Annotated in this window: 21 protein-coding genes; 17 read left to right on the top strand and 4 right to left on the bottom strand. The window is 73.4% G+C overall.

Annotation, left to right across the window (positions count from 1 at the left end):
* Positions 1 to 10: 10 nt before the first annotated feature.
* From ACWD3O_RS02780 to ACWD3O_RS02750, 7 genes are all read left to right on the top strand, one after another.
* Entirely contained in the window at positions 11 to 1,387 is a 1,377-nt protein-coding gene (locus tag ACWD3O_RS02780) for a CpaF family protein (protein WP_451414658.1), read from the top strand.
* Positions 1,384 to 2,325, top strand: coding sequence for a type II secretion system F family protein (locus tag ACWD3O_RS02775; protein ID WP_451410691.1), 942 nt, complete (start codon positions 1,384 to 1,386; stop codon positions 2,323 to 2,325). Before ACWD3O_RS02780 ends, ACWD3O_RS02775 begins: the two co-directional genes overlap by 4 nt.
* A gap of 4 nt (positions 2,326 to 2,329) precedes the next feature.
* Positions 2,330 to 3,238 carry a DUF5936 domain-containing protein gene (locus tag ACWD3O_RS02770; protein ID WP_451410690.1) on the top strand — a complete coding sequence of 303 codons (909 nt, stop codon included), beginning with the start codon at positions 2,330 to 2,332 and terminating at the stop codon, positions 3,236 to 3,238.
* Positions 3,239 to 3,298: 60 nt separating this feature from the next.
* The gene (locus ACWD3O_RS02765) at positions 3,299 to 3,490 is read left to right on the top strand and encodes a hypothetical protein (RefSeq protein WP_451414657.1); all 192 of its coding nucleotides are present in this window, start codon (positions 3,299 to 3,301) and stop codon (positions 3,488 to 3,490) included.
* Positions 3,487 to 4,089, top strand: coding sequence for a pilus assembly protein TadG-related protein (locus ACWD3O_RS02760; RefSeq protein WP_451414825.1), 603 nt, complete (start codon positions 3,487 to 3,489; stop codon positions 4,087 to 4,089). Before ACWD3O_RS02765 ends, ACWD3O_RS02760 begins: the two co-directional genes overlap by 4 nt.
* 296 nt (positions 4,090 to 4,385) lie before the next feature.
* A complete protein-coding gene (locus tag ACWD3O_RS02755) occupies positions 4,386 to 4,694 on the top strand; it encodes a hypothetical protein (RefSeq protein WP_451414656.1) in 309 nt (102 codons plus the stop codon).
* Positions 4,695 to 4,696: 2 nt separating this feature from the next.
* Positions 4,697 to 5,356 (top strand): OmpA family protein, encoded by a 660-nt coding sequence (locus ACWD3O_RS02750; protein WP_451414655.1) that lies wholly within the window; start codon positions 4,697 to 4,699, stop codon positions 5,354 to 5,356.
* 68 nt (positions 5,357 to 5,424) lie between these two features.
* On the opposite strand, the gene ACWD3O_RS02745 is transcribed toward ACWD3O_RS02750, so the two are convergent.
* From ACWD3O_RS02745 to ACWD3O_RS02730, 4 genes are all read right to left on the bottom strand, one after another.
* Positions 5,425 to 8,460: an NACHT domain-containing protein gene (locus ACWD3O_RS02745; protein ID WP_451414654.1), complete on the bottom strand. Its 3,036-nt coding sequence runs from the start codon at positions 8,458 to 8,460 to the stop codon at positions 5,425 to 5,427.
* 140 nt (positions 8,461 to 8,600) lie between these two features.
* The gene (locus ACWD3O_RS02740; RefSeq protein ID WP_451414653.1) at positions 8,601 to 10,151 is read right to left on the bottom strand and encodes a DHA2 family efflux MFS transporter permease subunit; all 1,551 of its coding nucleotides are present in this window, start codon (positions 10,149 to 10,151) and stop codon (positions 8,601 to 8,603) included.
* 356 nt (positions 10,152 to 10,507) lie between these two features.
* On the bottom strand, positions 10,508 to 10,672 hold the full coding sequence (locus tag ACWD3O_RS02735) for a hypothetical protein (RefSeq protein ID WP_356138426.1): 165 nt from the start codon (positions 10,670 to 10,672) through the stop codon (positions 10,508 to 10,510).
* Positions 10,673 to 10,835: 163 nt separating this feature from the next.
* Positions 10,836 to 12,548, bottom strand: coding sequence for a hypothetical protein (locus tag ACWD3O_RS02730; protein ID WP_451414652.1), 1,713 nt, complete (start codon positions 12,546 to 12,548; stop codon positions 10,836 to 10,838).
* Between the two features lie 526 nt (positions 12,549 to 13,074).
* Between ACWD3O_RS02730 and mscL the strand changes: the two genes are divergently transcribed.
* The 10 genes from mscL (at position 13,075) to ACWD3O_RS02680 (ending at position 26,772) form a co-directional block, all read left to right on the top strand.
* Entirely contained in the window at positions 13,075 to 13,566 is a 492-nt protein-coding gene (gene mscL / locus ACWD3O_RS02725; protein WP_451414651.1) for a large conductance mechanosensitive channel protein MscL, read from the top strand.
* A gap of 373 nt (positions 13,567 to 13,939) precedes the next feature.
* Positions 13,940 to 14,692 carry a sporulation protein gene (locus tag ACWD3O_RS02720; protein WP_451410681.1) on the top strand — a complete coding sequence of 251 codons (753 nt, stop codon included), beginning with the start codon at positions 13,940 to 13,942 and terminating at the stop codon, positions 14,690 to 14,692.
* A 254-nt stretch (positions 14,693 to 14,946) separates the two neighbouring features.
* Positions 14,947 to 18,189, top strand: a complete 3,243-nt coding sequence (locus ACWD3O_RS02715) for a DEAD/DEAH box helicase (protein ID WP_451414650.1) — start codon at positions 14,947 to 14,949, stop codon at positions 18,187 to 18,189.
* Positions 18,186 to 19,637, top strand: coding sequence for an SWIM zinc finger family protein (locus tag ACWD3O_RS02710; RefSeq protein WP_451414649.1), 1,452 nt, complete (start codon positions 18,186 to 18,188; stop codon positions 19,635 to 19,637). The genes ACWD3O_RS02715 and ACWD3O_RS02710 overlap by 4 nt, the downstream gene beginning before the upstream one ends.
* Positions 19,638 to 19,641: 4 nt before the next feature.
* Positions 19,642 to 20,205 carry a dihydrofolate reductase family protein gene (locus tag ACWD3O_RS02705; RefSeq protein ID WP_451414648.1) on the top strand — a complete coding sequence of 188 codons (564 nt, stop codon included), beginning with the start codon at positions 19,642 to 19,644 and terminating at the stop codon, positions 20,203 to 20,205.
* Positions 20,206 to 20,286: 81 nt separating this feature from the next.
* Entirely contained in the window at positions 20,287 to 21,228 is a 942-nt protein-coding gene (locus ACWD3O_RS02700) for an endonuclease/exonuclease/phosphatase family protein (RefSeq protein ID WP_451410677.1), read from the top strand.
* A gap of 450 nt (positions 21,229 to 21,678) precedes the next feature.
* Positions 21,679 to 22,452, top strand: coding sequence for an isoprenyl transferase (locus tag ACWD3O_RS02695; protein WP_451410676.1), 774 nt, complete (start codon positions 21,679 to 21,681; stop codon positions 22,450 to 22,452).
* A 430-nt stretch (positions 22,453 to 22,882) separates the two neighbouring features.
* Complete coding sequence (locus ACWD3O_RS02690; protein WP_451410675.1) at positions 22,883 to 24,208, top strand: PhoH family protein; 1,326 nt, start codon at positions 22,883 to 22,885, stop codon at positions 24,206 to 24,208.
* Positions 24,209 to 24,677: 469 nt separating this feature from the next.
* The gene (locus ACWD3O_RS02685; protein ID WP_451410674.1) at positions 24,678 to 25,373 is read left to right on the top strand and encodes an aggregation-promoting factor C-terminal-like domain-containing protein; all 696 of its coding nucleotides are present in this window, start codon (positions 24,678 to 24,680) and stop codon (positions 25,371 to 25,373) included.
* Positions 25,374 to 25,536: 163 nt separating this feature from the next.
* Positions 25,537 to 26,772, top strand: a complete 1,236-nt coding sequence (locus tag ACWD3O_RS02680) for an AI-2E family transporter (RefSeq protein ID WP_451410673.1) — start codon at positions 25,537 to 25,539, stop codon at positions 26,770 to 26,772.
* The last annotated feature ends 191 nt before the right edge of the window (positions 26,773 to 26,963 follow it).

Genomic DNA, 26,963 nt, shown 5'->3' with positions numbered 1-26,963 from the left:
GAGACCGCCCATGAGCCTGCGCTCCCGCCTCGCCGCCACCGGCCCCGAGGGCACCCCGTCCGCCGTGCCCGGACAGGACGGCGCCGCCGGCCACCGCGAGGAGAACCACCTCGTCGCCGTCTACCGGGCCAAGCTGCTCGAGGAGATCGACCTCGCCGAGATGTCCGCCCTCGGCGCCACCGAGCGCCGCACGCGCCTGGAACGCGTACTGGGCCACATCATCAGCCGCGAGGGCCCCGTCCTCTCCTCCACCGAACGCGCCCGCCTGATCCGCCGCGTCGTCGACGAGGCCCTCGGTCTCGGCGTCCTCGAACCGCTGCTCGCCGACCCGTCCATCACCGAGATCATGGTCAACGGACCCGACTCGATCTTCGTGGAGCGCGCCGGCCGCGTCGAACACCTCCCGCTCCGCTTCGCCTCCGCCGACCAGCTGATGCAGACCATCGAGCGCATCGTCTCCACCGTCAACCGCCGCGTGGACGAGTCCAACCCGATGGTCGACGCCCGCCTCCCCACCGGGGAACGCGTCAACGTGATCATCCCGCCGCTCGCCCTGACCGGCCCCACCCTCACGATCCGCCGCTTCCCGCGCTCCTACACGCTCCCCGAGCTGATCGGCCTCGGCTCCCTGGACGAGCAGATGCTGCTCCTCCTCGCCGCGTTCGTCCGCGCCCGCTTCAACATCATCGTCAGCGGCGGCACCGGCTCCGGGAAGACCACCCTGCTCAACGCGCTCTCCGGCCTGATCCCCTCCCACGAGCGCATCATCACCATCGAGGACTCCGCCGAACTCCAGCTCCAGCAGCAGCACGTGATCCGCCTGGAGTCCCGCCCGGCCAACATCGAGGGCAAGGGCCAGGTCACCATCCGCGACCTGGTCCGCAACTCCCTCCGCATGCGCCCGGACCGGATCATCGTCGGTGAGGTCCGCGGCGGCGAGACCCTCGACATGCTCCAGGCCATGTCCACCGGCCACGACGGCTCCCTCGCCACCGTCCACGCCAACACCGCCGAGGACGCCCTGATGCGGCTCCAGACCCTCGGCTCCATGTCCGAGGTCGGCATCCCCTTCGAGGCCCTCACCGACCAGATCAACTCCGCCGTCGACGTCGTCGTCCAGCTCGCCCGCCAGGCCGACGGCACCCGCCGCGTCGTCGAGATCGCCCTGCTGGTCTCCCGCGGCCGGCAGCCGTACCGCATCGCCACCGTCTCCCGGTTCGTCCCGCAGCCGATGACGCCGGACCGCGTCGTCCGCGGCCACTACCAGCACCTGCCCCTCCCGCGGCAGGCCGCCGACAAGCTGTTCCTCGCCGACGAGGCCGTCCCGCCCGCCTACGGCGTCACCGACGCGCTCGACACCCGCAACACCCGGGAGGCGCTGACGTGAACTGGTCGCTCCTCGCCCTCGGGGCCGCGCTGCTCGCCTGCCTCCTCGCCGTCGGCGGCGTCCACGTCTACGCCTCCGGCCGTGCCCAGCGGCAGGCCCTGGTCGACCGGCTGGAAGCCGAGCAGGGCGCCGTCGGCCTGGTCGGCGGCCGCCCCCGCCGCTTCACCGCCGTCGACCGCCGCCTGCGCCGCACCCGCCTCGGCCGCGCGATGCAGCTGCGCCTCGCCGCCACCGGACTGGACGTCACCGTCGGCGAGTTCGCCGCGTACGCCACCGGGGCGGCCGTCGCGCTGTGGCTCATCGCCTCCACCGTCCTGGCGCCCTTCTTCGGGCCCATCGCGGCCTTCGTCGCCCTCTGGTCCGCGGGCGTCTACCTCAACTGGCAGCGTCAGCGCCGCATCGAGGCGTTCATCAATCAACTCCCCGACGTGGCGCGCCTGATCGCCAACGCCACCGCGGCCGGACTCGCCCTGCGCACCGCCCTCGCCATGGCCGCGGAGGAACTGGACGACCCGGCCGGCTCCGAACTCGCCCGCGTCGCCGACCAGCTCACCCTCGGCCGCACCATCGACGACGCCCTCGGCGAGCTCGCCGAACGCCTCCCCTCCCGCGAGCTGATCGTCCTCGTCACCACCCTCGTCCTCTCCAACAAGGCCGGCGGCTCCGTCGTCTCCTCCCTCCGCAACCTCACCAAGACCCTCGAGGAGCGCAAGGAGACCCGGCGCGAGGTCCGCACCATGCTCTCCGAGGTCAACGCCACCGCCCTGACCGTGCCGCTCCTCGGCATCGGCTCCCTGCTCCTGATCGACACCTCCAACGAGGGCGCGCTCGCCCGGGTGACCGGCTCCCCCGTGGGGCAGGTCCTCGTCCTGATCGCCCTCGGCCTGTACGTCGTCGGCTTCCTCGCCATCCGCCGCCTCGGACGGATCGAGGTGTGACCCGATGACGACGTCGCCGCTGCTGCCCCTCCTCCTCGCCACCGTCACGGGTCTGGCCGTCGCCGGGGCCCTCCTCGGCCTCCGCCTGATCCGCGCCGAGGCCAAGCTCCCCGACGACCTCGCCCTCGCCCTCGAGGTCGGTGCCACCCGCGTCGGGCGCCGCGACTCCGCCGTCGACCGCCTCGGCATGCGCTTCGCCCCCACCGTCCTGCGGCTCATGGGCCCGCGCCGCGCCGACGCCAAACGCCGCCGCATCGACATGGCCGGCAACCCCGGAGGACTGACGCTGCAGCGCTACGCCGCGCGGCGCGCCGTCTACGGGCTCTTCGGCGCGTTCATGTTCCTCGTCTTCGCGAGCGCGCGGTCCTGGCCCATGGCCCTGGTGTCGCTGGCCTTCGGCCTCCTCGCCGCCGACGCGCAGATCTGGCAGGCGGTCCGCGAACGCCGCGAGGTCATCGACCGCACGTTGCCGGACTTCCTCGACGTCCTCGCCGTGGTCGTCTCCGCGGGGCTCGCCTTCCGCCAGGCCCTGGACCGCGTCGCCGAACGGTACGAGGGGCCGTGGGCCGACGAACTCCGCATCACACTGCGGCAGATGGACATGGGCGTCCCCCGCCGCCAGGCCTTCGACGAGCTGCGGCGCCGCAACGACAGCGAACAGGTCGCCCAGTTCGTGTCCGCGCTGCAGCAGGGGGAGGAGCTCGGGTCGCCGATCGCGGAGACGCTCATCCAGATCGCCACCGACATGCGGCGCACCGACGCCCAGAACGCCCGGCGGCGCGCCGCCAAGACGATCCCCAAGGCCACGCTCGTGACCCTGCTGTTCATGCTTCCCGCGACGCTGATCCTCATCGCCACGGGCATGTTCCTCGGCACGGCCACGGGTATCGGTTCCATCCTGGGGGGCGAATGACCACGCCCCCGCCCCCGCCGACCAGCACCCCCACCCCACCCACCCAACGGGAGGCCCACCATGACCCGACTCCACACCTGGACCAGGACCACGTTCACCCGCCTACGGGGGGACCGGGGGGCGAGCTTCGTGGAGTACGCGGGACTGTTGATCATCGTCGCGGGCATCTTCGTCCTCATCGACCAACTCGGGCTGGACGGCATGATCTCCGGCGCGATCCGCAACGCCGTGAGCGACGTTGTCGGGGGCTGATTCCTCGGCTTGCCGATGACCAAGGCGGAAGCCTGCCCATATACATCTGGCTGACCGGCATTCTTCTGTTCGCAGGGTTGGCATTCTTCGCCTTCGCCCAGGCCGCTGCGACCAGGAACACGGCTCAGACGGCCGCAGATGCCGCAGCTCTCGCTGCCGCGGGGGAAGCCCGGGACCAGATCGTGGAGCAACTCTCGCAGGCCATCGCCGAAGGCGAGGACTGGCAGGACTGGCTCACGGACCCCACGGCCCCCGGGCCTTTCGGCGGCGCAGCCGAGCGACTCGCATCGGCGAACGGCGCCAGCCTTGTGGCGGGTCCCCAGTTGACAGTGGTGAGCGGCTATCCGGGATTCCGAGTACAGGTCCAGCGGAACGATTCCGTCGGTGAGACCGTCATTCCGGGTACCGAAGGCATGTATGCCAAGGCTGACGCCGTTGCCGTGCTACAGCCTCGGTGTGAACTCGACGGTGATACTGAGCCCGACGAACCCGTGGAGCTTGACTGCGACGGGGAGATCGTGGACATCGACCCAGAGAACTTCGAACCGGACGATCTTCCGGACGCGTCCGTGCTGTTCTCGGTGAACCTGGCCGAATAGGAGAGGGAGGCGTGCGGATGACCATGCGACGAACCCAAGGGTGGCGAGCTGCGTGCTCGGCAGCGGTGATGGGAGCCGTGCTCTTTGCAACTGGCGCGTGCAGTGGTGACGGTTCCGACAAGGGCAATGCGAAGCCTTCTTCATCGAGGACGGCGCAGGGCAGTGAGGCGGAGGGGCAGAAGGGAGAGGAATCGACCCCACAGTCCGCTCTGGCGGAGGTCAAGAACGGTGACATCACCCTCGCAATCACCTCAGCTGTCCGTGAGGAGGGTGGCTTCCTGACTGTCAGCGGCACGGTGACGAACAGCGGGGGCGAGTTCTGGACCGCCGCCGAGTGGAAGAGTGACGAGAACGAACTGAGCTCCAACGGAGCCTCCCTGGCCGGCGCGAGCCTGGTGGACGACAAGAGCAAGAAGAAGTACCTCGTGCTGCGGGACACCGAGGGGAAGTGCCTCTGCACCCGCTTCACCGGCGCAGGTGTGGACGCGGGTAAGGCCGCCGACTGGTACGCCCAGTTCCCCGCACCGCCCGAGGACACCACCGAGGTCAAGTTCCAGGTCGGCTCGATGCCGCCCGCCACCGTCGCACTGTCAACGGGGGAGTAGCCATGCCGCCCACCCCTCGCCCCACTCCCACCGCCCTCACCACCCTTGCCGTCTTCGTCACCCTCGCCGGCGCCCCCGCGCACGCCGACAACGGCGGGCCGAGCGAACCCCCCGGGTCCGTGAGCTCCGCCGCGCCGCCGGAGGTGGACGGCGGGGCCTCCGGCCTGCGGCTGGAGCCGGGCGCCCAGCTCGCCCCCGCGAAAGTGCTGGACATCAAGTCCGTCGTCGAGGACCTCGGCGGCGAGGAACGCCGCGAGGACACCCCCGCGACCGTCACCCTCGCCCTTCAGGCTGAGGTCCTGTTCCCCAAGAACAGCTCCCGCCTGAACCCGGAGGCGAAGTCCCGCATCGCCGCGATCGCGGAGGAGATCAAGGGCCAGCAGGCCACCACCGTCCGCGTCTTCGGCTTCACCGACAACCTCGGCAGCTACGCGCACGGCGAGAAGCTGTCCAAGGACCGGGCCAACCAGGTGCAGCGCGAACTCGCCGCCAGCCTGGGCGGGGACGTCTCCTACGAGGTCCGCGGGTACAGCGAGGACTACCCCATCGCCGACAACTCCACCGAGGAGGGCCGCCGCAAGAACCGCCGCGTGGAGATCACCTTCCAGAAGGCCCCCGACCCCGACCTGTCCGCCTCCACCCCCGCGGCGGCGACGGGCTGAGGACCGTGCGTGCGCCCGTGCCCGGCCCGGCACGGCTCGGCCCGTCGCGGCGGGCACAGCCGTCGGAGTCAGAAGGACACCACCTCGACCCCCTCCGGGGCGAGCGTGGTGAGGCCGGCCGGCGGGGTGATGCACCCCAGCAGCGTCAGTCTCGTCAGGTTCGGCGGCAGGGTCGTCCGCTGCGGCCAGTCGGACAGGTCCGCATCCACCAGGTCGAGGCGCTCGAGCTCGCGCAGGCTCCGCAGCGTGCCGGGATCCAGCGGCAGACGCCCAGGGGCATGCGAGGACTCCAGGGTCAGCCACCGGAGCCGCTCGTACGACGACAGGAGCGAAAGGTCCGCGTCCGGCTCGATGTTGTGCACGGAGAGATCGCTCAGGCGCCGGGGCACGGAGAGCTCCGAGAGGGGAGCCAGGGTCGCCGCAGGCAGCACCATGCTGTCCAGGTGGGGCAACCGGTCGAGCATGCTCACCGCTGTGACGTTCACCGCCGACCAGAAACCCAGCCGTTCGAGCCCGGGGGTGGCCCGCAGGGGCGTGAGATCGACGTCCCCGCGGAAGCCGGTGAAGTCCAGGCGGCGCAGCCGTGTGAAACCGCTGAGGTCGGGGATCTCGTCGAGGCGGAAGCCGAAGGAGATGTTGCGGAGCACGGTAGACAGACCGCGTGCCCCGGCCCACTGGGTGGGGTAGGCCATGGTCACCCTGAGCCGGTCCAGAGGCAGATGGGCCAGCACCTGCTCCGCATACGCCTCGGCGTCGAAGTAGTGCCAGGCGTCGACGAGTTCCGCGATCACCCCTCCGCGGCCGTCCGCGGTGTAGGCGCTGAGCAGCCGCAGCGCGGTGCCGCCGCCGATCAGTGCCACCGTGCGCACCGTCTGCGCGGCCGCCCTCTCGGTCATGCCCTCCAGCGAGGTCGGCATCAGCCGCAGCAGGCTGGTGCCCACCGCGGCCAGGGCAGGGGGGTCGGTCTCGCGCCGTGCGGGCAGAAGGAGCCCCACCGCGTTCTCCAGACGTTCCGCCAGAGCCTCCGGCACCGTCGGCATCGTCTCCTGGCAGGCGGCGGCGAGCAGCCGCAGGGCCCGGGCGTGGCGGGGCTCCGCCTCCGCGCGGTCGAGGATGCCGTTGATCAGCTCCTCGCGCTGGCCGCGGTTGGCGTGGCCGGCGGCCATGACGATTGTCTCGCGCCATACGTCGAGGTGGGCGCGGCCGACGAGGTTGCCGATGCGGTCCTCCTCGGCGACCTCCTCCGCCGCCAGGTACTCCTGGAAGGTGCGGTGGACGAAGTCGATGCGGTCGACGGCGGGGGCGCGCAGGAGGCCCGAGCGGTCACGGAGTTGTTCCAGGACCTGCGCGCCGTCCATCGGGTCGAGGTGGCGCATGGCGCGCAGCCGCGCGTCGACGTACCTCGCGGCGCGGGTGACGTCGATCTCCGTGCGGTTGTTGTCGGAGAGGCGCCACGCGAGGTCGCGGAGCAGGATCAGCTTGTCGCCGAGGCTGAGTTTGCCGTCGACGGCGCTGGGGACGTTGCGTTCGGCGTCGCGGTCGTGGACCAGGGTGTGGAGGGCGTTGCGGTAGAGCTCCATGCGGTCGCGCGGGAGCTGGCGACCGTGGTTGAGGTGCATGGAGCACAGCATCGCTGCGAGGAGCGGTGTGCCGGCCAGGTGCTGCAGGTGCGGGCGGTCCATCAGGCTGGTGAGGAGGGAGTGCTCGTACTGGGGGAGTTCCTCGACCGGGCACGGGAGCGCTCCGCCCAGTTCGCGGATCGCCTGGTGCCATTGGCGGACGAAGGTGGCCAGGTCGGGCGGGGTCATGCGATCGACCTGGAGGTGGGTGAAGTCCTCGTCGGCGAGCCAGTCCGCGGCGGCCGCCGCGGGGCGTGAGGTGACCACCACGTGGACCTTGTCGTAGGCCGCGAGCAGCGTGCGCAGCCAGTCGCGGACGCGGCGGCGCTCGCGGTCGAGGAGTTCGTCGACGCCGTCGATGAGGAGGAGGGCGGCGCCGTCGTCGAGCTGCCGTTCCACCCAGCCCCGCGGCATGATCCCGGCGAGGGGCGCGGCGACGCTGTCCAGCATCTCCTCCGGGCGAGGCAGCGGCCGCCCGCTGTATTCGCGGAGTTTGACGAAGACGGGGGTCAGGCCGTTCCAGGCGGCCAGGTCGCCGGTGAACGCGCCGCGGGCGGCGGTGACGGCCAGCCAACGCAGCAGTGTCGTCTTGCCGCAACCGGCCTCGCCGCGGAGCAGGACGCGGGTCGTGCCGCCCAGCGCGGTTTCCATGCGCATGCCCGCGCCGGAACCGGAGCTCTCGCCGCCCGGGTCCCACTGGCTCATGTCGGGCCGGAGCAGGGGCAGGGAGCGGCCGCCGCGGCGGCCGTCGTCGCCGCTGGCGCGGAGGCTGACGTAGGCGACGGACAAGCGGACGCGGGAGGCTTCGGTCCGGCCGGGGGAGCTACGGAAGAGTTCGATCTCGTCGAGCTGCGAGCTCACCAGTTCCAGGTAGCGGCGGCGGAACGCTGTGTCCTGGTCGGTTCCCTCGGGTGCGAGCAGGGAGCGATCGGGGAGCCGGCGCAGCAGCTGGGCGACCTCGCGGCCGAGGGTGGTGGTCCGCTCCAGCAGTTCGGCGGCGGCGCGCTCCTCGAAGACGGGCAGGGTGCGGACGATGTGGAGGTAGTACTCGACGCACTCGGCGAAGAGGACCGTGTAGAGGCGGGACTCCGGCTCGTTCAGGCCGACGGGTGGCTTGGCGGCGGAGGTGATGCGGCGGGTGAGCTCGGCCGGTTTCGCGTCGGCGGCGAGGATGGCGTCGTCGGACAGGTCGGCCGCGGCGAGGGTGTCGCAGACGGCGTCGACGACGGACTCGCGGGAGTTCTCCTCCAGGCGGCGGAACTCGTGGTCGAGGTAGGGCTCGAGGCGGTCGAAGACGGCGTCGGTGATCTGCTCGAACTGGTTGCGGATCTCGCGCTGGAGGCGGAGCCCGCCGACCCTGGTGCGCACCAGTTCGTCCATGGAGAGGCGCTGTTCCTGCTGCCGTCGCATGCCGCCCAGCCACAGCCGTGCCGCGGCTGTCGCCACCGTGCTTCCCAACCGCAGCGCTGCTGCTTCCGCGACCATGCCCGCCCCCTCACTCGCGTACTGATCCAGACGTAACACGTGAGGGCGGGGACGTGGACGGAAACGGCAGGAAAGAGCCGCTCCGCCTCCCGGAACGACCGGGCAGGCGGAGCGGCTCGAGCAGCCGGCCGCGGAGGCGGTCAGTGACCGGTGGGCATCGCGCCCTTCACGTCGCCGCCCACGGGGGCGGGCCGGCGCAGGGTGAGGCCGATGAGGAGGGCGGTGACGAGGACGCCGGCGCCCACCAGGAAGGAGAGCTGCGCGCCGCCGGTGAGGGCCGCGGCGCCCGTGACGCCCTCGTCGGCCAGCGACTCGGAGCGGGCCGAGAAGAGGGCCACGAACAGGGCGGTGCCGGCCGCGCCCGCGACCTGCTGGACGGTGTTCAGGGCCGCCGAGCCGTGGGAGTACAGCGCCGGGGTGAGGCCGGCCAGGGCGGTGGTGAAGAGGGGGGTGAACATCATCGACAGGCCGAGGCACAGCGCGACGTGGGAGAAGAGGACCAGGAGCCAGGTGCTGTCCGGCTGCACGGTGGACAGGCCGAGCATGGACAGGACGGTCAGGACCGAACCGGGGACGACCAGCGGGCGCGGGCCGACGCGGTCGTACCAGCCGCCCACCACCGGGCCGAGCAGGCCCATCAGGATCGCGCCGGGAAGGACGATCAGGCCGGTGGACAGGGGGTCGAGGTGCATGGCCTCCTGCAGGACCAGCGGCAGCAGGATCAGCGCGCCGAACATGCCGAGGGCGGCCACGGACATGGCGGCCAGGGACTTGGAGAAGCCGGGGGCGCGGAAGGCGCGCATGTCCATCAGGGCGTCGTCCGTGCGCTGCAGGCGGACCTGGCGGAAGGCGAAGACGGCCAGCACCGCGAGGCCGCCGACGACCGGGATCGCCGGGTGGACGGGGGCACCGCCGCCCTCACCCATGGCGGAGAGGCCGTAGACCAGGCCGCCGAAGCCGAGGGCGCTCAGCGGGAGCGAGGGCAGGTCCAGCTTCTGCCGCTTGCGCTCGGAGACGTCCTTGACCATCACCGCGCCCAGGACCAGCGTGGCCACCGAGATGGGCAGCATCACCCCGAAGACACCACGCCAGCCGAGGGGGCCGACGAGCGCACCGGACATGGTCGGGCCCAGGGCGGGGGCGGCGGCGATCACCAGCGAGACGTTGCCCATGAAGCGTCCGCGCCGGGCGGGCGGGACCAGGTTCATCACGGTGGTCATCAGCAGCGGCATCATCACGGCCGTGCCGCTGGCCTGGACGGCGCGGGCGACGACCAGGACGCCGAAGGTCGGCGCCAGGGCGGCCAGCGCGGTGCCCGCCGTGAAGAGGCCCATGGCTATGAGGAACGAGCCGCGGGTGCCGAGGCGCTGCAGCAGGAAGCCGGTCATCGGGATGACCACGGCCATCATCAGCATGAAGATGGTGGTCAGCCACTGGCCGACGCCGGCCGAGACGCCGAAGTGGTCCATGATCGGCGGCAGCGCCACGCCCATGGTGGTCTCGTTGAGGATCACCACGAACGCCGCGACGAGCAGCAGCGCGATCACCGTGAAGTGGTTGCGGGCCAGCTTGCCGTCCGCGGGGGCCACGGGCGCGGCGGGCGCGCCCGGTGGATCCGTCGTCACCGGTGGGGCGTGTTCGCCGTTGACCTCGGGCGACGGTGTGTTCGGGCGGGCGGACGCGGTGTCCATGAAACCTCCGGGCTGCTGCTGGTGACTGGGCGACCGTGTGCCGTGATCCCGCGCATGCAACCCGCGCGGGGGGCGGGGGCATTCCTCCGCCCGCCTCCGGGTGACAGGTGTCACGCCGGGACGGGCGGGCGGGGTGGGCGGGGCGCCGGCCGACGCCCGGGTGCGGGACGAACGTCGCCGGCAGGTATCGGTCGTCCGTGCAGAAGTTTCTCAGATTGTCCGCATGGCGTCCGGTCCATTACGGGGGCCGGACGTGCGGCGCCGCGTCCACGGCGCCGGTCGTGCGGCGCCAGGGGCGTACGGCGCCGGTGGTGCGGGGCGGGCCGCCGGCAGCCCGGAGCCGGCGGCCCGGGAGCTCAGTGGCGCGTGCGGCGGCCGCCCAGGCCGGCGAGGTGCAGGGCGACGGCCGCGAGGCCCAGGAGGGTGAGGTTGCCGGAGCTGAACACGGCGTTGGTGTCCAGTTCGGTGACGTTGATCAGGAAGGCGATGACGAACAGCACGGCACCGGCTATCGCGAGCATGGGCTGACTCCTTGTTCGGTTGTCTCCGTCGTCTCGAACGGGGGGCGGCGGCCCTTGCGTCCCCGAGCCATGGCCGCCGCCCGCCCGTGCTGTCCGTCTGCCCTGCTTCCGGGTGATCAGGCTCACTCCGCGTGAGGCGCGGGCCCGGGCCTCACGCGGAGTGTCAGTTGGTGCGCGTGTTGGTCAGGTGGGCGCCTATGTAGCCGACGATCACCCGGCCGGTGATGCCCTTGGTGTCGTCGAGGAAGTAGACCCGGGGCGAGGTGCTCCCCTTGCTGTCGATCTTCAGGTGGGACTGCATCTCCGCCGTGCCCGACGCGTCCACCGCCTCCGGCACCGGGAAGATCCGTTCCTCGCCCCAGCGGTTCATGGTCGTCTCCGACTCCACCAGGGCGACCTGCTTGCGCGGCCACTCGCCGCCCGACTGCGGGGAGGAGCAGTACTGGTAGAAGCCGCCCTTGAAGCCGTCCTTGGCCGCCCGGGCGTAGGAGTTCAGCGCCCTCAGGCCCTTCCACGCCTTGGCGGCCCAGATGTGGCCGCGCTGGGCGTCGTCGAGCTCCAGCGCGCGCTGGAGGTCGGCCGTGACCAGGACGCCGTCGAGGGTGTCCAGGCGCTCCCACACCGTGCGGAAGGACTCGGGGGCGCCGGCCGGGTCCTTGACGACCGTCTCCTCGTAGCGGCCCTCCTCGCAGAGCCGCTCGCGCAGGACGTACAGCTCGGACCGGGCGGCCTCCTCGCCGTCCATCGCCCGCAGGGCCGTCTCCATGTCCTCCTCGGCCCGGGTGACGGCCTCGGCGTACCGGTCCTCCAGCGACGCCGTGGCGCGCGCCGACAGCTCAGCGTCCTCCCGGGCCCGGCGCAGGTCCTCGCGGACCCGGTCGAGCTCGGCCCGCAGCTCCTCGTTCTCCCGGCGCAGGCGCGACGCCTCGTCGGGGCCGGACGGGAGGAGGAGGGGCGGGGCGGCGGAGTCCCGGTCCGCGCCGGCGCGGTGGCGCGGCGCCGTCTCGTGCGGGAACAGCACCGTCCGCAACGGCCGGGGCACCGGCGCCTCGGTGGACAGCCGCTGCACGGCCCGCACCATGCCGAACCAGGCGCGGTCCTCGGCGTCGCACATCCGCGCCGCGCTCAGGAAGCGGTGCCGTGACGCGTCCCTGCCCCAGGCCGGGTCCACGTCCGTGAGGTAGGTCCGCACCGCGCCCGGCGCCACCCCGTGGTCCTCGCCTATCGCCTCCCGGAAGGCGTCCACCGCCTCCAGGTCGGCCAGCCGGTACAGGGAGGCCGCCCCCGCGGCCTGCCGCACGATCCGCTCCAGCCGCTGGGACCAGACGCCCTCGGCCGCGGGCCGGACCGGCTGCGCCGCCACCACGACCGGCAGCCTGCGCTCCGGGTCGCACAGCACGTCCATCAGCGTCTCCACCCCGCCGGCCTCCACGCACTGGGCGTCCGGCGTCAGCCGGGCCGAACCGTCCTCGGGCCGCAGCGCCGCCACCAGGTCCCGGACCAGCTCGGGGCGGCCGGGACCGCGGTACGCGCCCGCGGCGCCGAGCCGGTCGGGGAACACCTCGAGGCCCACCGACACCGCGGCCACGTCCTCCGAGGCCAGGGCCGTGATGGTGGTGCGCCACACCGCCTCGTCCCGCTCCTCGCGCAGCTGCAGGCGTATCGCGCGTTCGGTGCCGTCGGGGAGGCAGGCCGTGTGGTTGGTCAGCACCGTCGTCGCGTCCAGGCGGTGCCACCCCGGTTCCAGGGGAGCGGCGCCGAACCTGCTCTCCAGCCATCGGGCGCTGGTCCGGCGCACGTCCTGGAAAAGGGTGTCGGCATCGGGAACGGTCAGTACGGATCGGTGGGCGAGTGGATGGTCGCTGAGGTCCGTCACGGTCGGTACTCCCTCCACGCAGGCGGAGCCTTCCGGCCCCGCACCTCTCGCAGAGCCCCTGTCCGGCACCCTGCCGTCCACAGGAGTTCGACGCTTGTTCCGGGAACGAGCGTGAAAATGCGTGAGTTCCAGCTGTCGGCCGAACGGGTGACAGCCTGGGGCTTCGTCCGAACCGAGAGATTTTCTTCCGTTTCGGCGCATGAACCGGCGGGTCCGGGCAATCAGGGGAGAACGTCGCGGCCGGGTGCGCCGAACGGGGCGTGTGCGGCCCACGGGCCGCACGACGGCGACGTCCCCTCCCGCGCCCGGCCCCGACGACCCTCCCCCTCCCTCCCCTCCACGACGCGACCCGCCTTCCCGGCCACGGCCACCCGGCAGGACGCCGGCTGCGCGCCAGGGCTCCGCCCGGACGGTGCCGAGCGCACCGGATTGTCGTGAACCGATGCCCGCCGCCTAGGGTTCTGGATCGTTGTGTTCTCGACGGCGGCACGCGTGTCGGCGCTTCTCGGTACGGAAGGGGCCTCGGGTGAGCGAGGAGAAGGTCAGTGTGCTGGAGGGCTTCAAGGCCTTCCTGATGCGGGGCAACGTCATCGACATGGCCGTCGCGGTCGTGATCGGCGCGGCGTTCACCAACATCGTGAACAAGATCGTCGAAGGCGTCATCAATCCGCTGGTGGGCGCCTTCGGCAGCATGGACCTGGCGCGGTACAGCAGCTGCATCAAGGGCGACTGCACCAAGGAGGGGCAGGGCGTCGAGATCATGTGGGGCCTGGTGCTCAGCGCCACCCTGACCTTCCTGATCACCGCCGCGGTCGTGTACTTCCTGATGGTCCTGCCGATGTCCCGCGTGCTGGCCCGTCAGGCGGCGCGGCGCAAGGCCAAGGAGGCGCAGCATGCGCTGGCGGAGGAGCCGGTGACCGTCACCGAGCTGGAGGTGCTGCAGGAGATCCGCGACGCGCTGGTGCACCAGCGGCCGGGCGGCACGGCCCCGAACACCAACGTGGTCTCCCCGCGCTGACGGCCCGACGACACCGCCCCGCGCCGCCGGCCGCTCCCGTCGCGCCGCCGGCCCCGCGCGTCGGGCCGGGGGCCACCCGTGTCGCGGCGAGGGCCACCCGTGTCGCGGCGAGGGCCGCCCGCGTCGTGGTGAGGACCGCCCGCGTCGCGGCGAGGGCCACCCGCGTCGCGGCGAGGACCGCCCGCGTCGCGGCGGGGAACGACCGCCGCGCAGGCGGGAATTGTCCGCGTCGCGGTGCGGCTGCGACGGCCGCGTCCGAAGATCGTCGCAGGATCGCCACAGGCCCTCTCCCGCCCGTCACGGGGACCGGCGGGCCTCGTTAAGGTCGCCCCGCGGCGGACCGAAGGGGGGCGCCGGGAGGGGAGACAGCACCATGGCATTGCGCACGTTCCTGCGGACGCTGGGCGCCAACGCGCCCAAGGTCGAGACCGTGCTCGGCGGCGACCGGGTCCGCCCGGGCGAGGAACTGCCGTACACGGTCACGCTGCACGGCGGTGGCGCGGACGTGGAGCTCGAACGGCTGGCCGTCGAGCTGATCATCCGTCTCGAGGACAAGGAGGAGACGGAGACCGGCTGGACCAACCCGCACGTCCTGCTGGAGAACGTCCTCGCCGGCCCGTACACCCTCGAGGCCGGTGAGGTGCGCCGGCTCGACGGAACGTTCCGCCTGCCGTGGGAGATGCCGTTCACCCACTCCCGCGGCCTGCGCGTCAAGGGCCCGCGCTGCGCGGTCCGCACCCGCCTGGAGCTCGACAGCGCCGTGGACCGCGGTGACTTCGACGAGGTGGAGGTGCACGCCCTGCCGGCGCAGGACGCCGTGCTGCAGGCCTTCGCCGAGCTCGGCTTCCGGATGGAGGAGGCGGAGGTGAAGGCCGGGATGCTGGGCAACCAGAAGACCCAGACGCTGCCGTTCTGGCAGGAGAACGAGCACTGGTTCCCGCCGGCCTACAACTGGGGGAGCGGCGCGGAGGCCCAGCTGGAGGTCGCCGTGATCACCCCGGGGCCGGACACCGTCGAGGTCGTCACCGGCGCGGTGGAGACCCATGTCTTCACCCCCGCCGAGGTCCTCGCCCCCGGCTGGACGGACTGGCTGGACCGGCACTGCCGCGGCCACTTCGCCCGCTGAACCGGCACGACCCACGGCCGGGCCCCCGCTCCCGCGGAGGGGCCCGGCCGCGTCGGTCCGGGAAAACCCGCCCCGACCGCGGCAGCCGTCATTAAGGTCGTGCGCATGACGAGGGGGACGGTGACATGAGCCCGCCCGCTCGACGTCCTCCCCTGCCCCGCGGAACCCGGCCGTCCCCCACCGGCGGAGCATCCGGCAGGCCCGCCGACGCCGACGCGCCGGGCGCGCCCTTCACCCTGAGGGAGACTGTGCGCATGGTGTGGTTGACGCGGGGCCTGGCGGCGGAGCTGGCGCGGTGTGCCGCGGTCTTCGAACCGGGGGACCCGGCCCGCACCGGGCACGTCGTCTTCCGCCGCCCCGACGGCTCGCCGCCGCCGAAGGTCCCGGCGGGGGAGCGCGGCTGGGCCCGGCTGGTCGTGCGGGACGGCACGGCGGCCCCGGTCCTGCGCTCCGTCCCCGTCCTGCGGCTCACCGTGGGCGAGGCGATCCCCGTGCTCGCCCTCGCCCGGCGCGAGGCCACCACCGGCCCGTCCGCCGCCCATGCCGCGTCGGCCGCCCATGCCCCGTCCGCCGCCCGAACCCCGGCCGCCGGCGCGGGCACCCGGACAGCCGCCCGCACGACCACCCACCCGCCCGCCCGCACACCCGGCGGCGGCAGACCGGACGACGGCACGCCCCCGGCCGAACTCCCGGCCGCACTCCCGGGCACGCCCCCGGCCGGACTCCCGGGCACGCTCCCCGGCGGACCCCCGGCCGCACTCCCGGCCACGCCCCCCGGCGGACCCTCGGCCGGCCCCCCGGGCACACCCCCGGCCGGCAGCCCCGACGGAGCGGCGGCGGACGCCCCGCACCCCGCCACCGCCTTCTGGGGCGCAGCCCTCGCCCTCGCCCTGCACCTCCTCGCCAGGGAGCGGGCGCTGCCCGGCGTGTCGCCGGGCGGGTACGACACCTGGCGGGCCGGCCCGTTCGACGCGGAGGACGTGGAGCGGCTGCGGGAACTGGTGCGCGCCGTCCCGCCGGAGGCCGTCGCCGGACCCGACGCGGACGTGACCGCCCTGGTGCGCGGCTTCCTGGACGCCGTCGCCGACACCCTGCCCCGCACGCCCGCCGCCCGGACCGCGACCGGCCGTGCCGCCTTCGCCGCCGTCGAGCCGCAGTACGTGCCGCAACTGCGGGCCTGGGCCGACGAGATCTCCTCCGGCGTCGACTCCGGGGTCCGGGTCTCGCTGCGGATCGAGATCGTCGAGCAGCCCGGGCCGGGGGACGCGCCCCTCGACGCCCCCGCCACCCGACTGGTGCCGCGCGCCCACAGCCTCGCCGACCCCACCGTCGCCATGGACGCCGACGCGCTGTTCGCCGGCGCCGACCACGCGCTGGGACCGGCCGCGCAGACGGACATGGTCCGCGCCCTGCGCCGCGCCGCCGACGTGTGGCCGCCGCTGGAGCGCCTGCTGCCGGTGCCCCGCGCCCTCGACCTCACCCCCCGCGAACTGCGCGACCTGCTGGGCCCGGTCGGCGACCGGCTGGCGGCGCACGGCGTCGAGGTCGTCCGCCCGGCGGGCGCGGAGGCCGGTGCCCTCACCGCGCGCGCGGTGGCCGGCCCCGTGCCGGGCGGCGCCGGGGACGCGCGGCCCTTCTTCGGCCGCCCGGGCGGGGACGGGGAGGAACGGGAGGGCGGCCCCGTCCACCTGAGCTGGCAGCTCTGCCTGGACGACGACCCGCTCACCGAGGAGGAGGCCGCCGAGGTCACCGCCGTGGTGGAGGCGGGGGGCTCCGCCGTCCGGCTGCGCGGCCGATGGGTGCTGATCGGCGACGCCCCCGCCCGCACCGTCCGCGACCGGGGCGGGCTGCGGCCCCTGACCGCCGTCGAGGCGCTGGCCGCCGCCCTCACCGGCGGGACCGAGGTGCACGGCGCCGAGGTGCCGGTGCTGCCCGACGACCGGCTGGTGGAGATCGCCCGCCGCCTCACCGCGCCCGGCCGGGGCGACGACACCGACCTCCTCGAGCCCCCGGCCGCGCTCAGCACCACCCTGCGCGACTACCAGCTCCGCGGCCTGACCTGGCTGCACCGGCTCACCTCGCTCGGGCTCGGCGGCTGCCTCGCCGACGACATGGGCCTCGGCAAGACCGTGCAGCTCATCGCCCTCCACCTGCTGCGCCGCGAGCGCGGCGAGGCGACCGGCGGACCCACCCTGGTGGTCTGCCCGGCCTCCCTGCTCGGCAACTGGGAGCGGGAGGTGAAGCGTTTCGCCCCGGGCGTCCCGGTCCACCGCCACCACGGCCCCGGCCGCACCCTGGAGGGCGTCGAGGACGGTTTCGTCCTCACCACCTACGGCACCATGCGCCTGGACGCGCCCCGCCTGGCCGAGGTGCGCTGGGACCTGGTCGTCGCCGACGAGGCCCAGCACGTCAAGAACGCGTACTCCTCCACGGCGAAGGCGCTGCGCCGCATCGGCCGGGACGCCGTCCGGATCGCCCTCACCGGCACCCCGGTGGAGAACAACCTCTCCGAACTCTGGTCGATCCTCGACTGGACCACCCCGGGCCTGCTGGGCGGCCACGCCCGCTTCCGCCGCCGCTGGATCGCCCGCATCGACGCCGAACGCGCCGGAACCGCCCCGCCGGCCGGCGCGGGCGCGGGCGAGCTGCCCGCCGCCGAGCAACTGGCGGCGCTGGTCAGCCCGTTCCTCCTGCGGCGCCGCAAGAGCGACCCCGGCATCGCCCCCGAGCTGCCGCCCAAGACCGAGACCGACCGCCCCGTTCCGCTCACCGCCGAGCAGGCCGCGCTCTACCGCGCCCAGGTCGACCGGGCCATGGCCCGGATCCGCGCCGCGGGCGAACCCGTGCGCGGCGAGGGGGCGTTCGCCCGCGCCGGAATGGTGCTGCGGCTGCTCACCTCGCTCAAGCAGATCTGCAACCATCCCGCGCAGTTCCTCAAGGAGGACCCGGACGAGGCCCGGCTGGCGGGCAGGTCCGGCAAGCTGGAGCTGCTGGACGAACTGCTCGGCACGATCATCGCCGAGGACGGCGCGGCCCTGGTCTTCACCCAGTACGTCACCATGGCCCGGCTCCTGGAACGCCACCTCACCGCGCGCGGGATCCCCGCCCTGCTCCTCCACGGCGGCACACCGGTCGCCGAACGCGAGCGGCTGGTGCGGCGGTTCCAGGACGGCGAGGCCCCCGTCTTCCTGCTCTCCCTCAAGGCGGCCGGCACCGGCCTCAACCTCACCCGCGCCGAGCACGTCGTCCACTACGACCGCTGGTGGAACCCGGCCGTCGAGGCGCAGGCCACCGACCGCGCCCACCGCATCGGCCAGACCCGCCCGGTCCAGGTGCACCGCATGATCGTGGAGGGCACGGTCGAGGACCGCATCGCCACCCTGCTGGAGGCCAAGAAGGAACTCGCCGACGCCGTCCTCGGCTCCGGGGAGCAGGTGCTGGCCCGGCTGTCCGACGACGAACTCGCCGACCTGGTCGCGCTGAGGAGCACCACATGAGCCACGCGGCCGAACCGCCGCCCGGGACGCCCGGCCCCCGGACCCTCCCCGCCTTCCCCGCCCGCCGCGGCGGACCCGTCCGGGGCCGCACCGTCTGGGCGCGGGCCTGGTCGGCCGCCGTGGAGGAGATCTGGCCGGAGCCCGAGCCGCTCAAGCGGGGCCGCGCCTTCGCCCGCACCGGACGCCTCGGAGCCGTCACCGTCACCCCCGGCAGCGTCCGGGCCGTCAGCTACACCGGCGCCGCCGCGTACCCGACCGAGCTCACCGTGCCCGTCCTCGACGACGTGGCCTGGGAGCGGCTCCTCGAACGCGCCGCGGCGCGGACCCGGTTGACCGCGGCTCTGCTGGAGGAGGAACTGCCCGCGGAGTTCGCCGAGGCGGCTCAGGAGGCCGGCGTGCCGCTGCTCCCCGGCCACGGCGACCTCGGGACGCACTGCGGCTGCGACACGCCGGAGCACCCGTGCCCCCACGTGACCGGGCTCGCCGTCCAGACGGCATGGCTGCTGGACCAGGACCCCTGGCTGCTGCCGCTGCTGCTCGGCCGGACCCGCGAGGCGGTGGTGGACGACCTCAAGGCGGAGTTGCTGCTGCGGGCGATGACGGAGGTCACGGCCCACGCCGACGACCGCGCCGGGGAGCCGGAGGAGCCGGAGGACCGGACCGGGCCGTCGCAGCCGTCGGAGTCCGGGGACGACGCGGAGGCCGCCGACGGGGAAGCCGGCGGGGAGCCCGAGGAGTCCGCGGAGGACGACGACCCCTTCGCCGCCGGACCGCCCGAGCCCGACGCCCGCGCGCCCCGCGGCAGCCGCGCCCTGTACGCCCGCGAACGGCTGCCGCTGCCGGGCCTGCCCCCGCTCCCGCCACCCCCGGCCGGGGCGGAGGAGTCGCCCGCCACCGGCATCGAGGCCGACCCGCTGGACCGCCTGGTCGCCGACGCGGCGGTGCGCGCGCGGGAACTCCTGGCCCATCTGCACGGGGCCGGGGACGCCGAGCCGCCGCCCCCGCCGGACGACTGGCAGGACACCGTCCGGCTCGCCGCCACCCACCCGGACCCGCGGGCCAGGGACCGGCTGCGGCAGGCCGTGGCCGACCGCGCGGCGCGCCGCGGCCTCGACCTGGACGTCGACCTGCTGACCGAGGCGTGGCGCACCGGCGGGGCCGCGGGCCTCGACGTGCTGGAACGCCCCTGGACGCCGGGCCGGCGGGAGACCGCGCGGGCCAGGACGGCACTGGCCGAGGCGTGGTCGCCGGACGAGGAACCGGTGCTCACCGTGGAGGACAACCGCTTCACCTTCGGGGCCGAAGGGCCGCAACTGCGCCTGGGACGCGACGGGCGGTGGTACGGATACCTGCGACAGGGCGGGGCCTGGTGGCCCACCGGCGAGCCGGACCCGGATCCCGCCGCGGTGACCGCCGAACTGCTGGCGGCGAGCGAAAGGCACCCGTGAGGTCATGAGGAACGTGGTCCTGAACATGTCCGTGTCGCTCGACGGATACATGGAGGCGCCGGGTCAGGACATCTCCTGGCACCTGGTCGACGAGGAGGTGCACCGGCAGGTCAACGCCTACCTCGCCCCCGCCGGAGGCTTCCTCTGCGGACGCCGCAACTACCGGCTGATGGAGGACTACTGGCCGCACGCCGACCAGGACCCGGACAGCGACGAGGTCACCCGCGACTTCGCCGCCCTGTGGCGGGCCACCCCCAAGGTCGTCTACTCGCGCACCCTGGACGAGGTCGGCCCGAACGCCACCCTGGTCCGCGAGGTCGTCCCCGAGGAGGTGCGCGCCCTCAAGGAGCAGCCCGGCGGGCCGCTCTTCGTCGGCGGGGCCGTGCTCGCCGAGTCGTTCCTCCGGCACGGGCTGATCGACGAGTTCCACCTCTACGTCCACCCGGTGCTCCTCGGCCGGGGCCACCGGCTCTTCCCCGAACTGGACTCCCTCCGCACCGGCCTCACCCTCGTCGAATCCCGCACCTTCTCCAACGGCGTCGTCCTCCTCCACCACCGCAAGGACTGACCACGGGTCGACGCGGTGCGGTTCCACGGGTCGGGCGCGCCCCGTGGAACCGCACCGCGCCCGCGCGCGTCCTGCCCCCACATGGCCCGCATCCCGATACGACGACACGGCCCCGCCGCGCTCGCCCTGCTGGTGTTCGCCCTGCTCACGGGGCACGCGCTGGTACCCAACGCCGGTCCCCGCCTCGGCAGCCTGCTCGAGACCTTCCTGCCCTGGCTGGGACTGGCCGTCCCGCCGCTGCTGCTCCTGGTCCTGCTCCGCCGCCGCACCGCGGCCGCTGTCGTCGCGGTGCTGCTCCCCGCCGCGGCCTGGGCGTGGCTCTTCGGCCCGCACCTGCTCCCGTGGCGGGAGAGCGGCCAGGACCTCGTCGTCGTCCAGCACAACATGAGCGACGAGAACCCCGATCCGGCCGCCACCGCCCGCGCCCTCGCCACGTCCGCGCCCCGGCCCGACCTGATCGCCCTGCAGGAGGTCACCCCGGCCGCGCTGCCCGCGCTCCGGACGGCCCTCGCCGCGGACCACCCGCACCACGCCGCCCACGGCACGGTCGCCCTGTTCTCCCGCCACGCCCTCACCGACGTCCGCCCGGTCGACATCCGCCCCTCCGGCGTCGACCCGTCCTGGCAGCGGGCGCTGCGCGCCACCGTGCGGCTCCCGGCGCACGGCGAGATCGCCGTCCACGTCGCCCACCTGCCCTCCGTACGGGTCTCCCCGACCGCCGGCCTGACCTCCGCCCGCCGCGACGAGAGCGCCCGCCTCCTCGCCGCAGCCCTCGACGCGGAGCGCTCCCCACGCGTCGTCCTCCTCGGCGACCTCAACGCCACCCTCGACGACCGCGGCATCGACCCCCTGACCTCCCGCCTCTCCGCCCCCGTCCACGGCCTCTCCTTCACCTGGCCCGCCGCCCTCCCCGCCGCCCGCATCGACCAGGTCCTCGCCCGCGGTGCCCGGGGCGTCGCCGTCGAGCCCCTGCCCCCCACCGCGAGCGACCACCTCCCGCTCCGGGCGCGGATCCGGCTCTGACACGGCGGACACGTCAGCCACGGCGTGTCGGGCGTCCCCCGGACGGAGGACGTGGGACGCGTGGGGACCGATGGGATGGTGGTCTGGGAATCAACGGGTGAGGGGAGGGTGAATCCTTGGAATGAAATGTGATGTCGGCCTCACGACTGGACAATCGGCCCTCTGTCGACAAGCGGTGAGGGTGAAATGCGTGGTTTGCGCTACGCGCCGCGTCGCCGCGCGACTTCGGAGAGTAGTTGTTTGCCGCCAATGTACGCGCCATCCCTTACGAAGGGTTATGGTGGAACTCCCCCCCCTCGGGCCGGTCCGTCTCCCCCCCACGGACCGGCCCGTTTTCTTTGCCCCGGCCGTCCGGTGCGCGCGGGCCCCGGGCCCCAGGGGGCGGGCCGGGGCGGTGCATGACAGGGGTACGCTTCCCGGGGGATCCCGCACGGAGGGGCTGACATTCACGTGAAGCTGCGCGACAACCTTCGCCGCCTGCTTGTCAGGGTCTACGCACGCCGCGTCGAGGGCCACCTCGACCACGACCAGGTGCCCAAGCACATCGGCGTGATCATGGACGGCAACCGGCGCTGGGCGAAGGCGGCCGGCGGCACCACCGTCGAGGGCCACCAGGCCGGCGCGGAGAAGATCGAGGAGTTCCTCGGCTGGTGCGCCGAGACCGACGTCGAGGTCGTCACCCTCTGGCTGCTCTCCACGGACAACTTCGACCGTCCGCAGGAGGAGCTCGTCCCGCTGCTCGGCATCATCGAGGGCGTGGTGACCTCGCTGGCCGCGGACGGGCGCTGGCGCATCCACCACGTCGGCACCACGGACCTGCTGCCGGACGGGATGCGGCGCACGCTCAAGGAGGCCGAGGAGGCCACCGCGGCCAACCGGGGGATACTCGTCAACGTCGCCATCGGCTACGGCGGACGGCAGGAGATCGTCGACGCGGTGCGGTCGGTGCTGCAGGACGCCTCCGCGCGCGGCGCGACCCTGGACCAGGTCGCCGAGACCCTGGACGTCGAGCTGATCGGACGTCACCTCTACACCGGGGACCAGCCGGACCCCGACCTGGTGATCCGCACCAGCGGGGAGCAGCGGCTGTCCGGCTTCATGCTCTGGCAGACGGCCCACTCGGAGTACTACTTCTGCGAGGTCTTCTGGCCGGCCTTCCGCAAGGTCGACTTCCTCCGCGCGCTGCGGGACTACGCCGCCCGCCACCGCCGCTTCGGCGGCTGACGACCGCGGCGGCCGACGGCCGCCGCGGGAGTGCCGGGACCGCCACGCAACCGCCGTGCGGACCCGCGCACGCCGGGCGCACCGGCGGCGCCGACGGCCGGACTTCTCCAACGCCCCTGTGAATGGAGCGAGTTGATGTGCCCGCCGGGGAGCGCGGAGGAGCAGTCGTACGACGAGGCGCGGCGACGGCATGGTGAGGGTCGCGGACGGGCATAACCCCAGCAGGTCGACGCCCGAACCCCGGGCGTCACACCTCAGCGGGCGGCACAGCGGCCGTCCGTCCGGGAGGCCCTTTGCACCAGCCCGAGCGTGCCGCAGCGGCGGTCACGGACGAAGCGGGGGGCCGGCTCTCGGCCCGCGCAACGGCGCCCGAGACCGGCCCGAGACCCGTCGTCGCTCCCCGACCTTCCCCGAGGGGGTACGTCCTTCCGTGGTGACCAGCGCACAGCGCCACAAGCCCGACCGGCGCACCTATGTTCTCGACACCAGCGTCCTGCTGGCCGATCCCAACGCCATCCACCGCTTCGACGAGCACGAAGTCGTGCTCCCCGTCGTCGTGGTGACGGAACTGGAGGCCAAGCGGCACCATCCCGAGCTGGGGTACTTCGCGCGGCAGGCGCTCCGCCTGCTCGACGACCAGCGGGTGCGCCACGGGCGGCTGGACGCGCCCATCCCGCTCGGAGACCTGGGCGGCACCCTCAGGGTCGAGCTCAACCACTCGGACCCCAGCGTGCTGCCGTCCGGCTACCGGCTGGGCGACAACGACTCCCGCATCCTCGCCGTCGCCCGCAACCTCCAGGCCGAGGGGCACGACGTCACGGTCGTCTCGAAGGACCTCCCGCTCAGGATCAAGGCGTCGTCGGTCGGGCTCCTCGCCGAGGAGTACCGCGCCGAGCTTGCCATCACGGACTCCTCCGGGTGGACCGGAATGTCCGAACTCACCCTTTCGGCGGAGCAGGTGGACCTGCTCTTCGAGGAGGGCGTGGTCCACGTCCCCGAGGCGACCGACCTGCCGGTCCACACCGGGCTGCGGATCAGCTCGGACCGCGGCAAGGCGCTCGGCCGGGTCACCGCCGACGGCGACGTCCGCCTGGTGCGCGGGGACCGCGAGGCGTTCGGTGTGAAGGGCCGCAGCGCCGAACAGCGGGTCGCCCTGGACCTGCTGCTCGACCCGGACATCGGCATCGTCTCGATGGGCGGCAGGGCCGGCACCGGTAAGTCCGCGCTGGCGCTCTGCGCCGGCCTGGAGGCGGTGCTGGAGCGGCGTCAGCACAAGAAGATCATGGTGTTCCGGCCCCTGTACGCGGTGGGCGGCCAGGACCTCGGCTACCTGCCGGGGTCCGAGAGCGAGAAGATGAACCCCTGGGCGCAGGCGGTCTTCGACACGCTCTCCGCGGTCACCAGCCGCGAGGTCATCGAGGAGGTCACCTCCCGCGGGATGCTGGAGGTCCTGCCGCTGACCCACATCCGCGGCCGCTCGCTGCACGACGCGTTCGTGATCGTCGACGAGGCGCAGTCCCTGGAGCGCAACGTGCTCCTGACCGTGCTCTCCCGGATCGGCGCCAACTCGCGGGTCGTACTGACCCACGACGTCGCCCAGCGGGACAACCTGCGGGTGGGGCGGTACGACGGCGTGGTCGCCGTGGTGGAGCGGCTCAAGGGCCACCCGCTCTTCGCCCACGTCACCCTCAACCGGTCCGAACGGTCCCAGATCGCCGCGCTGGTGACGGAGATGCTCGAGGAGAGCGCCATGTGACGGCCATCGGGCAACCGGGAAGCCGGTGAGGGCGGAAAGTCGGATTGTCATCCGGTTGTCCGGTAGGCCCGGTCCCCTCAACTAGCCCGTCCCTTACGGCAACTCGGACGCCGTCCGGCAAAGGCAGGAGAGCCTAGCCGGGCGGCGTTCGCGCGTCCGCCGTATCGGTGAAATTCCCCTGTGCGTGGGCCATGTGAGCTTTCACACGGCACCGGGAATTGCCTTGCGGTGTCCGGTTACGGCAGAGTCTCACTCCTGTCAGGCCCCGCATACGGCTCATCGGTACCCCCAGCGGTCCCGCCCCCCATGAGTTTCAAGGCCAACTGCATAGCGCAGCCGTATGCCGCCCGAGCTACACGTGGCTCTCCCGCACCGGGAGTTGCCCACCGGGCCCGCGCCTCCGTGACCCGTTGTTGGGAGGCCAGCGCCAGGGGCACGAACGCGTCCGCCAGGGTCACCGATGCGGGCGATGCTGGAAGGAAATCGTGTGAGCCGGATCTCGGTCCGGGGATTCGCGGTGGCTTCGGCCACTGCGGTCACCGCTGTCGGAAGTGTGGTCGGCGTCGCGACGGGCAGCACCGCCCAGCCCAACGACACCCAGGCTGCCGCCGAGGGCACCACGCTGCTCCTCGCGGACATCCCGGCCGGCCAGCAGGCCGACGTCCAGGTCGCGCACCTGGAGGCCCAGGCCGACGCACAGGCGATCGCCGCCGACTACGAGGCCCGCAAGGACGCCGAGGCGGAGGCCCGCAAGGTCGCCGCCCAGCAGGCCGTGGCCAAGAAGGCCGCCGCCGAGCGCGAGGCCGAGAAGCAGAAGGCCGACCGGGCCGCCCGCGAGGCGGCCCCCACTACCTTCGCCGCGCAGTCCTCCTACACGGTCGCGCAGATCCAGGCGATGGCCCGTTCCATGGTCGCCGCCGACCAGTGGCAGTGCTTCAGCAACATCGTCGACCACGAGTCGGACTGGAACTACAAGGCCGTCAACCCGTCCTCGGGCGCCTACGGTCTCTTCCAGGCCCTCCCGGCCGGCAAGATGGCGTCCGCCGGCGCCGACTGGCAGACCAACCCGGCAACCCAGATCAAGTGGGGCCTCAACTACATGGAGTCCCGCTACGGCAGCCCCTGCGGCGCCTGGGACTTCTGGCAGGTCCACAACTGGTACTGACCGGGTCCGTACCACCGTGACCGGGGGTTCGCCCCCGGGACACCCCGCGTTCGTGTGGCAGCCCCTCACCGTCCTACGGTGAGGGGCTGCCGCCATGTACGGTCGTCCGGTACGTGAACGACACGCCCGGAGTGACGGGGTGAGACGGGGGCAGAGGACGACCATGGCGCGACTTCCTGACTGGGCGGGCCGGCTCGGCGCCGGACTCAACGCCGCGGGCAAGCGGTGGGAGGAACGGCGGGCCGAGGCGCGCCACGGGGAGGGGAACGACTCCGACCACGAGCCGATCCTCGTCCAGCAGGTGGTGGTGCGGCCCGACCCGGCCCAGGTGGTGCCGTGGGGGCTGCGGGTGGCCGCGGAGGCCGGCTGGCGGCTGCTGGTGCTGGCCGGCACGGTCTGGGTGCTGATGAGAGTCATCAGCTCGGTCCGGCTGATCGTGCTCTCCTTCGCGGGAGCCCTCCTGGTGACCGCGCTGCTCCAGCCGCTCGCCGCCCGCCTGCACCGCAAGGGACTGCCGCGCGGCGCCGCCACGGCCTTCACCGCGGTGCTCGGCTTCGCCGTGCTGGGCCTGCTGGGCTGGTTCGTGACCTGGCAGATCATGGAGAACGTCGAGAACCTGTCGCGCCAGGTGCAGGGCGGCATCGACGACCTGCGGCGCTGGCTCCTCAACTCCCCGCTCCACGTGACGGAGAGCCAGATCAACGGCATCGCCGAGAACCTGCGCGAGGCGGTCGGCTCCAACACCGAGTCCATCACCTCCGCCGGCCTCACCGGCGTCACCGTGGTCGTCGAGGCGCTGACCACGCTGCTGCTGATGATCTTCTGCACGCTGTTCCTGCTGCACGACGGCAAGAAGATCTGGCGGTGGACCCTGAAGCTGGTCCCCCTGGCGGCCCGGCCCGGCGTCGCGGGCGCCGGCCCGATGGCCTGGCGGACGCTCACCTCCTACGTGCGGGGCACCGTGGTGGTGGCGCTCATCGACGCCGTCTTCATCGGCCTCGGCATCTACTTCCTGGACGTGCCGATGGCCGTGCCGCTGGCCGTCGTCATCTTCCTGTTCTCCTTCATCCCGCTGGTCGGCGCCTTCGTCTCCGGCGCGCTGGCGGTGCTGGTCGCCCTCGTCACCCAGGGCGTGTTCGTGGCGGTGATGACGCTGGTCGTGGTGCTCGCGGTCCAGCAGATCGAGGGCCACATCCTGCAGCCGTTCATCCTCGGACGGGCGGTGCGGGTGCATCCGCTGGCGGTGGTGCTCTCCGTGTCGGCCGGCGGCATGATCGCGGGGATCGGCGGCGCGGTGGTCGCCGTCCCGCTGGTCGCCGTCCTCAACACGGTCGTCACCTACCTGCACCGGCACGCGCACCGGGCGAGCGTGCCGCCGGGCGGGGCCACGGCGGTCTGACGCCGGGCCGGCTCCTCGGGCGGGTCGTCGTTCCGGATCCTCGGGCAGGCCCTACGCGAAGGGAGGGGCGGGGGGGGGGGGGGGCCCCCCCCCCCCCCGCGGGGGCGGGGGGCGGGGGGGGCGGTGGGGGGGCCGGCCGCCGCCCCCGCGGGGGGGGGTGGCCCCCCCGCGGGGGCAGGGGCGCCGGTGGG

The organism is Streptomyces sp. NPDC002640 (assembly GCF_053592575.1).
Note: the sequence above shows the minus strand (reverse complement) of the source record. Positions and strands in the feature narration are given on the sequence as shown.

Bases quoted from the DNA above. Each gene is read 5' to 3' on its own strand.
- ACWD3O_RS02745 (WP_451414654.1), bottom strand. From the start codon at position 8,460: ATGGTCGCGGAAGCAGCAGCGCTGCGGTTGGGAAGCACGGTGGCGACA.
- ACWD3O_RS02720 (WP_451410681.1), top strand. From the start codon at position 13,940: ATGGCATTGCGCACGTTCCTGCGGACGCTGGGCGCCAACGCGCCCAAG.
- ACWD3O_RS02770 (WP_451410690.1), top strand. From the start codon at position 2,330: ATGACGACGTCGCCGCTGCTGCCCCTCCTCCTCGCCACCGTCACGGGT.
- ACWD3O_RS02740 (WP_451414653.1), bottom strand. From the start codon at position 10,151: ATGGACACCGCGTCCGCCCGCCCGAACACACCGTCGCCCGAGGTCAAC.
- ACWD3O_RS02715 (WP_451414650.1), top strand. From the start codon at position 14,947: ATGGTGTGGTTGACGCGGGGCCTGGCGGCGGAGCTGGCGCGGTGTGCC.
- ACWD3O_RS02685 (WP_451410674.1), top strand. From the start codon at position 24,678: ATGCTGGAAGGAAATCGTGTGAGCCGGATCTCGGTCCGGGGATTCGCG.
- ACWD3O_RS02750 (WP_451414655.1), top strand. From the start codon at position 4,697: ATGCCGCCCACCCCTCGCCCCACTCCCACCGCCCTCACCACCCTTGCC.
- ACWD3O_RS02710 (WP_451414649.1), top strand. From the start codon at position 18,186: ATGAGCCACGCGGCCGAACCGCCGCCCGGGACGCCCGGCCCCCGGACC.
- ACWD3O_RS02735 (WP_356138426.1), bottom strand. From the start codon at position 10,672: ATGCTCGCGATAGCCGGTGCCGTGCTGTTCGTCATCGCCTTCCTGATC.
- ACWD3O_RS02780 (WP_451414658.1), top strand. From the start codon at position 11: ATGAGCCTGCGCTCCCGCCTCGCCGCCACCGGCCCCGAGGGCACCCCG.
- ACWD3O_RS02680 (WP_451410673.1), top strand. From the start codon at position 25,537: ATGGCGCGACTTCCTGACTGGGCGGGCCGGCTCGGCGCCGGACTCAAC.
- ACWD3O_RS02765 (WP_451414657.1), top strand. From the start codon at position 3,299: ATGACCCGACTCCACACCTGGACCAGGACCACGTTCACCCGCCTACGG.
- ACWD3O_RS02700 (WP_451410677.1), top strand. From the start codon at position 20,287: ATGGCCCGCATCCCGATACGACGACACGGCCCCGCCGCGCTCGCCCTG.
- ACWD3O_RS02705 (WP_451414648.1), top strand. From the start codon at position 19,642: ATGAGGAACGTGGTCCTGAACATGTCCGTGTCGCTCGACGGATACATG.